Source organism: Lachnospira multipara LB2003, from assembly GCF_000702205.1.
Taxonomy (GTDB): domain Bacteria; phylum Bacillota; class Clostridia; order Lachnospirales; family Lachnospiraceae; genus Lachnospira; species Lachnospira multipara_A.
Window position 1 is genome coordinate 422,361 of record NZ_KL370871.1, and the last position, 13,349, is coordinate 435,709.

Annotated in this window: 14 protein-coding genes; 4 read left to right on the forward strand and 10 right to left on the reverse strand. The window is 32.6% G+C overall.

The annotated features are described in order from the left end of the window. Positions 1 to 77: 77 nt before the first annotated feature. The 9 genes from T537_RS0111455 to T537_RS0111495 form a co-directional block, all read right to left on the reverse strand. On the reverse strand, positions 78 to 290 hold the full coding sequence (locus tag T537_RS0111455) for a DUF1858 domain-containing protein (RefSeq protein WP_027438836.1): 213 nt from the start codon (positions 288 to 290) through the stop codon (positions 78 to 80). A gap of 65 nt (positions 291 to 355) precedes the next feature. Further along, positions 356 to 1,651 carry a UDP-N-acetylglucosamine 1-carboxyvinyltransferase gene (locus T537_RS0111460; protein WP_027438837.1) on the reverse strand — a complete coding sequence of 432 codons (1,296 nt, stop codon included), beginning with the start codon at positions 1,649 to 1,651 and terminating at the stop codon, positions 356 to 358. A gap of 229 nt (positions 1,652 to 1,880) precedes the next feature. Further along, on the reverse strand, positions 1,881 to 3,416 hold the full coding sequence (locus T537_RS12225; protein ID WP_034244714.1) for a M23 family metallopeptidase: 1,536 nt from the start codon (positions 3,414 to 3,416) through the stop codon (positions 1,881 to 1,883). A gap of 96 nt (positions 3,417 to 3,512) precedes the next feature. After that, entirely contained in the window at positions 3,513 to 4,118 is a 606-nt protein-coding gene (locus tag T537_RS0111470) for a flavin reductase family protein (RefSeq protein ID WP_031558107.1), read from the reverse strand. A 35-nt stretch (positions 4,119 to 4,153) separates the two neighbouring features. Further along, entirely contained in the window at positions 4,154 to 4,834 is a 681-nt protein-coding gene (locus tag T537_RS0111475; RefSeq protein ID WP_031558110.1) for an NUDIX domain-containing protein, read from the reverse strand. A 130-nt stretch (positions 4,835 to 4,964) separates the two neighbouring features. Further along, positions 4,965 to 5,786 (reverse strand): hypothetical protein, encoded by an 822-nt coding sequence (locus T537_RS0111480; RefSeq protein WP_031558112.1) that lies wholly within the window; start codon positions 5,784 to 5,786, stop codon positions 4,965 to 4,967. Positions 5,787 to 5,865: 79 nt separating this feature from the next. Next, positions 5,866 to 6,399, reverse strand: coding sequence for an HDIG domain-containing metalloprotein (locus T537_RS0111485; RefSeq protein ID WP_031558114.1), 534 nt, complete (start codon positions 6,397 to 6,399; stop codon positions 5,866 to 5,868). A 153-nt stretch (positions 6,400 to 6,552) separates the two neighbouring features. After that, positions 6,553 to 8,367: a methyl-accepting chemotaxis protein gene (locus tag T537_RS0111490; protein ID WP_051637238.1), complete on the reverse strand. Its 1,815-nt coding sequence runs from the start codon at positions 8,365 to 8,367 to the stop codon at positions 6,553 to 6,555. Positions 8,368 to 8,467: 100 nt separating this feature from the next. Continuing rightward, the gene (locus T537_RS0111495) at positions 8,468 to 9,385 is read right to left on the reverse strand and encodes a hypothetical protein (RefSeq protein ID WP_031558119.1); all 918 of its coding nucleotides are present in this window, start codon (positions 9,383 to 9,385) and stop codon (positions 8,468 to 8,470) included. 235 nt (positions 9,386 to 9,620) lie between these two features. Between T537_RS0111495 and T537_RS12585 the strand changes: the two genes are divergently transcribed. Further along, positions 9,621 to 10,193 carry a TetR/AcrR family transcriptional regulator gene (locus tag T537_RS12585; protein ID WP_031558121.1) on the forward strand — a complete coding sequence of 191 codons (573 nt, stop codon included), beginning with the start codon at positions 9,621 to 9,623 and terminating at the stop codon, positions 10,191 to 10,193. Between the two features lie 98 nt (positions 10,194 to 10,291). Here T537_RS12585 and T537_RS0111505 read toward each other — a convergent pair whose 3' ends face one another. Next, entirely contained in the window at positions 10,292 to 11,026 is a 735-nt protein-coding gene (locus T537_RS0111505) for a HesA/MoeB/ThiF family protein (RefSeq protein WP_051555046.1), read from the reverse strand. A 217-nt stretch (positions 11,027 to 11,243) separates the two neighbouring features. Here T537_RS0111505 and T537_RS0111510 point away from each other — a divergent pair, with 217 nt between their 5' ends. The 3 genes from T537_RS0111510 to T537_RS0111520 all read left to right on the forward strand — a co-directional run bounded on the left by T537_RS0111510 (position 11,244) and on the right by T537_RS0111520 (position 13,306). Next, a complete protein-coding gene (locus T537_RS0111510) occupies positions 11,244 to 11,720 on the forward strand; it encodes a hypothetical protein (RefSeq protein ID WP_027438844.1) in 477 nt (158 codons plus the stop codon). Positions 11,721 to 11,853: 133 nt separating this feature from the next. Continuing rightward, a complete protein-coding gene (locus tag T537_RS12590) occupies positions 11,854 to 12,819 on the forward strand; it encodes a hypothetical protein (protein ID WP_051555047.1) in 966 nt (321 codons plus the stop codon). An 82-nt stretch (positions 12,820 to 12,901) separates the two neighbouring features. Further along, a complete protein-coding gene (locus tag T537_RS0111520) occupies positions 12,902 to 13,306 on the forward strand; it encodes an RNHCP domain-containing protein (RefSeq protein ID WP_031558128.1) in 405 nt (134 codons plus the stop codon). Positions 13,307 to 13,349 lie beyond the last annotated feature (43 nt).

Here is a 13,349-nt window from a genome sequence, read left to right on the forward strand (position 1 = left end):
AGCATTACTACCATAAAAAAAGATGCTACCACAAATAGTAGCATCTTTATATTCCGATATGTATATCTAAATTCTTATTACTGCGAAACTAATTCTAAATATCTATTAACATATGCTTCAACATCTTCTGGATCTAATCCATGAACCTGACTAGCCTGTGCTAATGATTCACCCTGTGATGCAGGACATGAAATACATCCCATACCACATTCCATTAATGCATCAACTGCTAATGGGTATTGTGCAATAATGTCTGAAATTATCATATCTTGAGTAACTTTCTTTTCCATACTTAATTCTCCTTCTTATAGAATGAATTTATAATATCATATAATAGCAAAATTAAATATAAAAATTAACCGATTTTAAGCTTAAATTTTTGTAAATCGCGTTCATTATCAACCTTCTCAATGTTACCACCAAGACTTGATAACTTGCCTTCAAAATTCTCATATCCACGCTGGATATATTCAATATCATCAATTACTGAGAATCCATCTGCTGAAAGTGCTGCCACTACAAGAGCTGCACCAGCACGTAAATCTGGAGCACTTACTGTTGCCCCTGAGAACTTCTCAACGCCTTCGATATATGCAGTATTTCCTTCAACCTTAATCTTAGATCCCATACGTGCAAGTTCATCAACATACTTAAATCTATTCTCAAAAATGCTCTCTGTAACGATACTATTTCCCTTAGCTAAAGCTAATGCAATAGCCATCTGAGGCTGCATATCTGTAGGGAAACCTGGATATGGTAATGTCTTAACGTTAGTTGCGCTAAGTGTTCTATCACTAGCAATAACTCTAACTGAATCATCACCTTCTACAATTGTACAACCCATTTCTAATAACTTAGCAGAAATTGACTCTAAGTGCTTAGGAATAACATTACATACTGTAATATCACCATGAGTTGTAGCTGCTGCCATCATAAATGTACCAGCTTCAATCTGATCTGGAATAATAGAATAAGTGCATCCATGTAACTTCTCTACACCCTTAATTCTAATTACATCTGTACCAGCACCCTTAATATTAGCACCCATTGCATTAAGGAAGTTAGCCACATCAACAACGTGTGGTTCCTTAGCTGCATTCTCAAGTATAGTTGCACCTTCTGCTAAACAAGCTGCCATCATAAGATTGATAGTTGCACCTACTGTAACAACATCAAAATAAATATGAGCACCAACTAATTCTTTAGCCTTTACATGAACCATACCCTTATCAATATTATCTACTGCACCAAGTGCTCTAAAGCCCTTAAGATGCTGATCAATTGGTCTACTACCAATGTTACATCCACCAGGTAATGCTACATTAGATTCATGCTTCTTACCAAGTAATGCACCAAGTAAATAATAAGATGCTCTAATCTTCTTAATATAATCATAGTCAACAGTTACACTATTAATGCCCTTACCATTAATCTCAACTGTATTATTATCTAAATATTCAACACTAGCACCAATACCCTGAATAGCCTGTAATAATACTCTTGTATCTCTTACATTAGGCACATTCTCGATTGTTACTTTCTCATCACTCATAATTGCTGCTGCTAATATACCAAGTGCAGCATTCTTAGCTCCACCAATTGAAACACTACCATTAAGCGGTGTTCCACCTTTAACCACATACTGTTCCATTCTAAACCTCTTATCCGCTTGCGCTATAAACCCTATCTATATAAATTATAAAATACAGATACAAATTTTGCCATAAAAATAGCAATAAATTTAAAGTTACTTTAATTGTATTCCTAATTCGTAATCCTAAAGAATTATATCACAAGAATTATTTTTGTAAAGCACATAGAAAATATTTTAAAAAAAGCGCGAAATTCCTGCTATAGAATTTCACGCTTTCGTCTATTTTTTAATTTTGATTTACATAATCCAATGGATTTACATAACTTCCATTAATTAATATTTCAAATAGCAATTCGTTATCAGTTGCAACACCTGTATTACCTGTTAGTGCAATCACATTGCCCTTAGTAACGCTATCTCCTACTGATACCTTAATTTCGCTTAAATGGCCATATCTTGTAATGCTTCCATCTGAATGGGTTATTTCAACCATATAACCATAATTTGAATACCAGCCAGCTTTTGTAACCTTACCATCTGCACTTGCCAATACATCAGTGCCAACATCTACACTCCATTCAACACCATTATCTAAATCTCCATCAAGGAATCCTGACTTTAATGTACCTTGCTGTGATTTAAGCGGTCTAGCATAATTAGATGAAGATAATGTACCAACTGAAATGCTTGAAGGCTCTGCCTGAGATAATACATAGCTTCCAAGAGAGATATATTTTCTTTGTAGTTCTGTATCATTGTTATAAACAATTTCAGCCTCTATATATCTTTGACCTGTTGTTCCGCTTGTAGTAACTGCATTATCATATTTATTTCTAGTATTATCTTCACTATAATTTGGTGTCTCATTATAATCTTCCTGGAAAGACATTCTTCTTGTTGTTTCAACAGTGAGTAATGTCTTATTATATGGAACCGTAATTATATCGCCCTCAACTAATACTGTGTCATTCTTGATCTTAGGATTTAATGAAACAATCTTATCAACTGTTACACCATATTTATCAGCAATAAATTGAAGTGTATCATTAGATGCAACTATATAGCTTTGATTTACTGTTGTTGCCTTAGTAAGAGTCTGATAAGCATCATCTACTGATACCACATCATTCTTTCCTTCTGGAACTGCATAAATTGTAATATTCTCAACAAATCTTATTGAAGTAACACCTTCGTTAGTAATATCTGTTGCATCTACAACTGTAGCTCCATCTCCACCTACAGCTGCTGCAACAATATCAGATGCTGCATTAGTTGATGAAGACTTAACAAAATTAACAACATATCCACCATTTACTTCTTCTGATGATGCTATTTCCACATTATACTGTGATAATGTGTCATAACTGTCCATAACTTTCTCAAGAACAGTATTAATATCATCAAGACTAGCCATTGTTATTGTTGTATCATCTACTTTAAGTACATAATTAAAGTTTCTTTCTACTTCTAAGACATTATCAAAAAGATAGCTATATATTTCATCACTTAATTCATTAACAGTTGATCTATCAGCTATTTTTCTATCTTCTTTTTGAATTACTATCTCCGGATTCATATAGACGTCTCCGCTATATTGTGAAGATAATTTCTTTCTAGCTAAAGCAAAAGCTTCTTCTACATCGTTCTTAGAGTTGGCAGCACCTACTGTAACTCCGTTTATTGAAATTGTATAATATCCAACTTTAGCATCCAACATGCTCTTTGTATAAAATGGAATTAAAAAAGCAACTAAAAAACCAGTTAAGGCAGTTATTAAAACGATTGCTTTCTTAAGACTTCTCCCGTATCTAGTTATATGCATAACTTAAATCCTACCTCTAATTCAATTTCACAAAAACGTAATATTTTTGTAACAAATTACATAATACCAAAGTTGAAGAAAAAAGTAAACATTTCCCTATTTCTTCTTAGGCTTTGATTTTTTCTTAGCTTTATTTTTAATATTCTTTCTTACTGAAAAACCAAATCTTCCAAGCTCTTTACCCAGTGAAAAATATTGTCCATGGGCATAAGCTATTAAATCAGCTTTATCTAGGTGAAGACTACCCTTTTCGTCTAGTAAATCTTCATTAACATCAACTGCAACTACCTCTGCAATAAACATATCATGAGTTCCAAGTTCTAATACATTTACCACTTTGCATTCGATATTAACAGGACTTTCTAAAATTCCTGGTGTCTCTATCTTAGTTGATTCCTGTGTATGAAGGTTCATTTCCTTAAATTTATCTATGTCTCTTCCTGATTTAACTCCACAATAATCTGTGGCTTTAGCTAACTGTTTAGTAGTTAGATTAACTACAAATTCCTTTGTTTCGCTTATAATTTCATGGCTATATCTTGATTTTCTTACTGATATAGAAACCATTGCCGGATCAGAACACACTGTTCCTGCCCAAGCAACTGTAATTATATTAGCTTTTTCATTTTTTCTTTTACAAGTTACCATTACAGCTGGAACAGGATATAGCATATTCCCTGCTCTCCATGTCTGTTTTTTCATACTGTCTACCTCATGTATTTTCTTAAAAAGAGCAATTAATAAACTGCGTCCTTAATCATATTATATGTTTCAAGAATTATTTCACCATGATCTGCTGCAAGTCCGATTTTTTCAACTGTAGAATAATTTGTTGCCATAAGACCTGCAACTTCATAATCCTCATGCTTAATATCTGCTGCAATAACTTCTTCCTTTTCCTCGCATGTAAGTGTTAATCTTGTTACATTGTCAGAAAGTTCTTTTGTGTGGATTTCAAACCAACCTGCATCACTTGCATCATCTGCAGCATTAGGACTTTGCTCGCCTTCTTTAATCAATGTTACAAAAGCTGTTGTAATAATTCTTGTTCTTGGATCTCTATCATATCTTCCATATGACTTTACCTGAATTGCATCTATATCACTAATTCCAGTTTCTTCTCTAAGTTCTCTTATAGCTGCATCCTTTAAATTCTCTTTAAAATCAACAAATCCACCTGGAAGTGCCCACATGCCTATACTTGGATGATTAGCTCTCTTAATTAAAAGAAGTCTATTTAGTTTCTTATGTCCATTTTCTTCAATGTATGTAAATACCAATGTATCTACTGTGTTGCATGGGCTCTGATACTTACTTGGGTCATAGTTATTAAGAAAAACTTCTAATGTTTCTCCATTACTATTTACCTTGCCATTTCCAATAAATTCTTTGTTCTTGTCACTATCTAAATATGTCATAAAAACCTCCACATCTAATCTACAATGTATTATATAATAAACAATAAATTATGCAAATAAAAATCCTAACCAGTAAGTTTATAACCTACTAGTTAGGATTTAATCTATGATTTTAATATTTAATTACAAATTACATATTAAATAAAAGATTAATAAGGATTGAAGCTACCTTACTTGCAGCATATGCAAGACCTAATGTAAATGGTAACTTATTCTTATCTTTAACAAATACTGTAATACAAAGTCCAACTAACATAATTTCATAACCAGCGCCGAATCTTGAAATTACATCGCTGATATAATCAAAGAACTTAACATCAAAGAATTCGAATAAGTTAGCTACTATTCTAATAACTTCATAAGCAATCTCGCTAATTGCATAAACTGTGATAGCCTGCTTAAAATCGATTCTATTATTGTATTTCTTATCAAATGCATTAGTAAGGCAAACAATTACTAAAGCTCCTATTGAAGCAACTGCTAAACAATCTAATAAATCAATTGCAGAACTCTTAAATACATCTGTCCAGCTAAATTCTGAATATGCATATCTCATTGAGCTCTGGATTTCATCAAATAATACATTGAAGAAACCAAGAATTGCTGTAGCAATAAGAACAATATAAGCTCCACCAACGCTACCCATCTTTAAGAAATTAAGAATTGCATCATATGGTCTTACAAAAATATTCTTGCAAAGATCAACTAAAGATGCCTGAAGTGGGCTCTGTGGCTTATTAAACTGTGGCTGTGCGTACTGAACATTAGCCTGGTTAAACTGTGGCTGTGCATTTTGAACATTTGCCTGATTAAACTGTGGCTGTGCATTTTGTGCATTTACCTGGTTGAACTGTGGCTGTGCCTGTGTATTTTGTTGCTGTGCGTTTTGTGTCTGACATGTACAAACTTCGTTATCCTGAAGCCGTCTTCCACAATTAGGACAATATTTCATATTGTAACCTCCCGTTTTTATTTTTTTAACTAAAAAAAATGCTATCACACTTTATTGAATATTTCAACTTTATTACTCTTTATTTGCTTTTCTTTTGGTTAAGAATTCTCTTTTTCTTCTTAAAAAATCTATCAAGAACTTCACAGCTGGTTACAAATTTATCTACTAATACAATAACATAGCTTTCTTTATAACTTGGCAATGTTAGTGTTAATGGGAACATATGCTTAACTATTATATCCCCTTCTTTTCTTGTTAATTTAAAATATTTGTGTGCATTATATAAAGCTTTATTAGGATGTTCAAATCCATGTAATCTTTCATTTACACCTGGTGTATAATCATGCCAATCATAGAGGAATAAATCATGTAATAATCCACCCTTCATTAAAGCCTTAGCATCCCAATTAAGAATTTTAGCTATCTTATAGCAATAATATGCTACATGGACACAATGCTGATAGCAGCTTGTTTGACTATGATGATTGTATTTTTTCATTTGAAGAACTATTGGATGTGTAAGTATTTCCTTAGCTTCTTCGTAAAATTCAATTCCTTCTTTATCTTTTGCCTTATGGCCATCTATTATTTTATTAATTATTACATTTCCCATTTTTATCACCTCAAAGTATTATTCATGCTTCATTTTATACAAAAACATATATAAAATCCACCCCAATTATACGCAATGCCAAAACCTGCAATATCCAAGTCCTATCACCGCAAATCGGGGTGGATTATTTATTATTTATTATTTATATCGTTATTAGATATCTAACTTAAACTTGCTTACAATTTCTTCAAGCTCTTCTACATAGCCCTCACACTCATCTACCATACTAAGGTTGCCACTTGTTTCTGTAACAATCTCGGTTGTTTTTTCTGCGATATCAGAAACACCCTTAGCTGCTTCATCTACTGTCTGAGAAATGGTTGAAACTGAGTCTGTAACCATATCAATTGATGTACCAAGTTCTGAAAGAGATGTCTTAATATCTAACATACTATCCTTAAAACTATTAGCATCGTTATAATACTGTTTACTAACTTCACCAAACTGTGCATAGTCCTCAAGTACTGTTTTTTCAAGGAAGTCATTAATTTCCTCTAAACACTCTGACATCTTACTTACTGACTTATTAACATCGCCAATAATACCATTAATATTTCCTACTGCATCACTAGTCTGATCAGCCAAACTACCAATTTCTGTAGCAACAACTGCAAATCCCTTACCAGCTTCACCAGCTCTAGCAGCTTCAATAGAGGCATTTAATGCAAGTAAACCTGTCTGTGATGAAATAGCCATAATTGTATCTGTAAGTTCGTTAACCTTCTCAACAGCCTTAGAACTTTCAATAGCCTCATCTGCTTTAGCCTTAACTGATGAGTAGATTGTCTTGGTTTTATTAGTTGCCTGATCTGTGCTTACCTTTAACTTATCAGCTCTTGTCATAATTTCTTCTGAAAGATCTACACCTGAATCAGCCTGTTTATCAATATTCTTAGCTTCACCCTGCATCTCAAGTACATTCTGAGCAATTGTTTCAGCTGTTGATGAAGTTTCTTCCATGGCTGCTGCAAGCTCCTCACTTGTTGCAGAGTTATCTGTACACTTATTATTAACTTCATCAGTAGATTTACGAAGTTCTAAGACATTTTCATTAATCTTATCTCCCGCATCACTAATATTAACAACCATATTTGTTAATTGCTCAATCATGTCATTAGCAGATTTTGCAATAATACCAATTTCATCTTTTCTTTGAGCAAGTTTTTCACTCTGGTTATTGTCATCTTTAGTGAAATCAAAGTTAGCAGTCTTATCAAGTTCATAAACTACTGTCTTTAATGGTTCAAGGAATATCTTAATTACTACATAAAGGATAACTGCCATTGCAATCATACCAACTACTAAGAAAATAACAAGCATATTTCTTAGATTATTAATTGGTTTCATAACCTGTGTAAATTCACCAAGAACAACAACAACATTACCGCCGCTTGTAAATGCGTAACCTGCAAATTTCTTATATCCATCTGCAACATATGTTACTGCGCCATTTCCTATTGTGCTTGGGCTCTCGCCGCTTCTAAGTCGTGAACAAATCTTATTAATTGCTTCATTTGTTACTGCTGAACCTACTCTATCCTTCTTAGGATGGTAAACCATCTTAGCATTAGGACTTGCAAGATATGCGTAACTTGTTTCAATACCTTCTAGCTTGATTTCCCCAAGGGAATCCTGGAATGTGTTCATAATTAAATCTGCACTATTAGCTGCATCTGTTTCAGCCTTATTAGTAAAATACTTTTCTATAGCAGCTGCGCCTGTTGCATCTTGTGTAAATCCATATCTACCAGCTATGGTTTCCATCTGGATATCTACAGCCGTAGCTGCAGATTCTGCTAAGTTTTGTGCATACCTATAATACGTATCTTCCATTGTGCCCCTAGAATCTGTGATGGCAAATGTCATAAGTGCAACCATAATAGCTCCACCTACTAAAAATGCCACAATAGATAGCTTAAATGCCATTGAATTGTAAATCTTCACCGTTAGTTTTCTTTTCTCGGACATAAATAACCCCCTTAAAATAAAGAATTTAGGCATTTGCGGCTACCCATTATATTTAATTTAATCTGTAAATTATTATATCAAATATTATTATATTTTGCATCTATATTTTATCTTTTGATAGTAATTTTGACATTACAATAAAAATTATAATTCCAGCAAAAATTTGTAATGGATACCAGTATAAATTTTTTTCTGGTATCAAGAGTGCTAATATTCCCAATGCCGCTGCAGGTGGCATGTATAGCTTCATAGCCCTCATTATTAAAAGAGCAGCTGTAATTATAATGAATGCTGATAAACTAAGTGGTAAATCAATATAGACTGTAATTAATAATCTTGTCATTGCTCCAAGTAAAGCACATCCTCCCACTAAAATAACCACGTGCATTGGTTTTTTAATAGCCTTATTTCCCTTTTTTGAAAGCTCTGTAAAAGCTACAAGTAATGGTGGAGCCAAGATAAATTTATAGCCCTGTGGAACTGTGGCAAGAATAAGAATAGAAACTAATATGCATCGTTTAATAGCAAGTATAATATTATCCTTATTTAAGCTGTCTACAGGTTTATAAACAACACTTAGTTTATGACCTTCTTTTACAAAGATAAGTCGAATTACAACAATTAATGTTGTTAGACAAAAGGCAGATATAATATACACAATACTTCTTGTCTGTATCATTACAGGAAGACATATTGCTGATATCATTGGTGCCATAGTTGTACGGGACAAAAGGAAAATCACCTGACTTAAAATAAAAGCAAGTATTAACTGCCCCCATAAAGGTATAGGAATAAAGCATACAATTAAGACGCCTAAAATGGCGCAAATTGTAATATAAAACACCATTTTCCATTCATTTACAACCCAAGGAAAGGCAGGCAAAACTATAGAGCCTACGCAAAGAGCCGCCACTTCAGGAAATATTATTTCTTTATCCCCAAGAATTTCAGACATTGCCACCATTAAAGTCACTACAGCAATGGCAACAATATAGTTAATAATGTTTTTATGTTTCATAATCTAGTTCTCCAATCACCCTATCTTTAAATATTATCGGTTTATTTTCTATAATATTTAACTATTTATATCATATTTAATTGAATTTTACTAATATATCAGTTTAGATATTAGTCTTACGAAAATTATAATTTTCATTGCATAACTTTGTATAAAATTATATAATATCCTCTGTGACGCCAGTTATAATGGCATCAGTGATAGAAATATGTTAAGGGAAACAAAAGGAGATTTTATGAAAACCGTAGAAAGACGTGACGTAATCAGAACAAAGAAAGCACTAGTAACAGCATGTTACGAGCTTATTTTAGAGCAAAACGCTAGCGCACTTACAGTAAATGACATTTTAGAGAGGGCTAACATAAGTAGAGGTACTTTTTACGCACACTACGACGATATCGCAGATCTAATTGATTCCGTTGAAGATTATATATTAGATAACTTCACAGAACTCTTTGACTTTGCTAAAGTCGATGTATCAAAGGAAAACTGCACAGATTATCTTGAGAAACTCTTCAGTCTCATTGAAGAAAAGCAAGAAAAAATAGCACCTGTATTTAATTATGTTAACAACGTAAGACTTGAATATAAGGTAAGGGTTCGTTTCAAGAAGATTTTAAAGGAAAGCTACCTAGAAAAATATTCAGATAGAGATGCTTCATTCTTAAGCGCTTGCTTTTGTTCAATAGTATTTAGTTCAGCAACTGACTGGATTACAACAGGCAAAAAGATTTCAAAAAAAGAACTTTGTGAGAATATAACTCATCTTTTATTTGATGGATATAAGACATTTTTACTAAGTGCCTAATCTCGACAATAAACATTAAAAAAGCCGGTGGCTATCTAGTGATTTGTACCGACCCCCAAAAGTTAGACCAAAAATCTAACGATTGGAGATCGGTATTTTTATGAACAAATTGGACAATCCTTATTAGGACCTGGAAGCTTAATTTTTCTTATTTTCATATTAAGCCCATTAACTTCTAACATGTACCCAGAAAGCAGGTCTCCTATTTTAAGCAAATACTTAATAGCTTCAAGCGCCTGCATAGATCCTATTACTCCTGCTATTGCACCAATAACCCCTTTTCTTTTATCATCCTGTAAAACTTCCTTTGGAACATCTTCAAAAAGACATTTCAAGCAAAGAGTTTTACCCGGAATTATAGTAGTTAACTGTCCTTTAAAATTATATATTCCGCCATGAATAAATGCCTTATTATTTCTTATACAGAGTTCATTTATAAGAAATTTCGTTTCAAAATTATCGCAAGCATCGATTATAACATCATATTTTTTTATTATTTCATCGCCATTTTCTTTATCTAGGAAAAAATTATATTCACATACGTTAATATATGGATTTAGCTCCAACAATTTTTCTTTAGCAGATTTTGACTTTGCCACGCCAATATCTCTTGTTTTATGCAATATCTGTCTGTTTAGATTTGTGATTTCAACCTCATCACCATCTATTATTCCAATAGTTCCCACGCCTGCTGCTGCCAAATAAAAAAGTGCTGGTGATCCAAGACCTCCTGCTCCAACAACAAGACATGATTTTGTCTTTAGAAGATTTTGTCCTTCTTCTCCAATTTCATCAAGAAGTAACTGTCGTTTATATCTTTCTAGCTCTTCCACGCAAACCTCCTTAGCTCTGCTATATACGCAAAAACAAATATTGTATCAATGATTATTTTACTACAATCGCTCATTTTTTATGATTGATTTCGATAAATAATACTAATAAAATTATATATATACTTATGCTCGCTTACCAAATTTATTTAAACACTTTATAATACAACTAGAATTATTTTGTGAGTTATATTTTAATATTTATTTTTTGGGGGGGATTATGTCAATATTAAACGAAGATTATAGCAGTTTATCTGCTGAGGAACTTGAAGCCAAAAAGCGTCAAATTCTATCTTTAACAGCTAACGATATTAGAGAAGAATTTGTAAATGAGGCAAATCAAATGCTATTAAATATCAAAAAAGAATCAGACTTTTTGCTAACGCGAAGCATTAAAATAGGCGTTTGCTTTTTAATTTGTGTGCTTGTGTCTGCATTTGTTATTTTTAATTGCATTAAATCACCATACAAGGTATTTATTATAGCTGCACTAACCATGTGTTGTATGGCTCTTCTTATTGTGTTTATACATAATATGAAAGCATTAAAAATAGCTAAAATTCGAGTTTTTAAAAGTGAGTCAGAAGTTGAAGCACTAAAAAAGACAACACTTTCTGAAACGCAGCTAAACATCTTTAAAATGCAATGTTTTAAGCTAATTGAAGAAAATATTGCAAATACAAATCATACTAATTAAAACTTTGCTCATAGCCATTTGTATATATTTCCTTTTTTTAATTGACCTAAGGCCTTTATTTTGATAGAATTATCGTCGTTTATTCTTATAAAGAATAAACAAAGGTTTTATGTTTTTTAAGGAGGAATTACAAATGGCTAGTATTAATTCTGTCATGTTAGGTATTTCTAATACCCTCGCCCTTCCACTAGATGATTCTAAGTCTTACATTGCAGGGGTTTATAACAATTTCACTATCATTATCAGTAAACGTTCTGTAAATGGATATTATACAAATATCGATTTCAGAATAACAGCTTTTAATCCAGCTACTAATAATACACTTTCAGCTAATGATTTATCTGTATTTATTAACACTATAAATCAGAACACAAGAAAGAATTTTGTTAATGCATCAATTAAGAACTGCTTATTAGAATTTTCTTTCAGAAATGTTGGCAAAAAAGAGGATCTTATTTTAAACATCTGCAATAGTATTGCATATGTTACACAGCAGTTAACATCTAATAATTACGTATCTTGTGATGAATTCTATGGTAGAACAGAGAATGTATTACCTGTTGCAATTTCAGGAAATTACCACATTGTAGATAGCATTAGCTACAATGAAATTACAAACCAATTATCACAAGCTAGTGCTATAGAAACTAACACTAAGGAAAACTACCCAGCTGGTATTGTTGGTGCTATTCTAGGTTCCTTAATTGGTGTTGTTGTTATGGTTATTATTGGACAGTTAAATTACGTTGCAGTAATTTCAGGCTTAGTTATGGGATTTTGTACTTTTAATTTTTACCAGAAATTTGCTAAGAAGATCACATGGATTGGTATTATTATCTGCTCAGTAATTATGATTGCAATGATTTACTTTGCTGTTCAGGTTGACTGTGCATTATGGATTACAAGAACATATAGTGATTACTCATTCTTTGATGCATTTACTGCTATATCAGCTGCTAGAGAAGAAAGTGCTGAATTTGCAGCTTCCTACTCACACGGCTTATTTATGCAATATCTTTACAGTGGTATTGGTGCTATAATTACTGCAGTTAGCCTAATTGGTGCTCAGAAAAACAAATATACATCAAATATTCTTTAATCTTGTTTTTTTATTTTTCATATGATAGCATAACTTTACTTAGTAATAATAAGTCAAGATATTCTTTTATAAGGAGTTTTATATGAAAAAAGGTTATTATAAAGATCATGCATGTGAAGAAACATTTACATGCGATGTATGTGGTCGAGAAATTGTTCCAGATGGAGCAAGTAGTGATCATAGAAATCATTGTCCTTACTGTCTTTCTAGTAAGCACTTAGACATTGAACCAGGTGATAGAGAAGCTGATTGCGGTGGAGTTATGGAACCTATTGGTGTTTGGGTTAGAAAGAATGGTGAATGGGCACTTATCCATCGTTGTAAAATATGCGGAGCTCTTAGTTCTAACAGAATTGCAGCAGATGACAACCCAATGAAGCTTATGTCTATTGCTATGAAGCCTATTGCTAACCCACCTTTCCCACTTGAAAGAATCGAGGATATGGCTCGTATGATGGATGAGGAAGGAAAGCTTGGCTTAGATTAAAGTCTATATTTAACTAATCTAAAGCTTTTAAAAAAGCTAAATA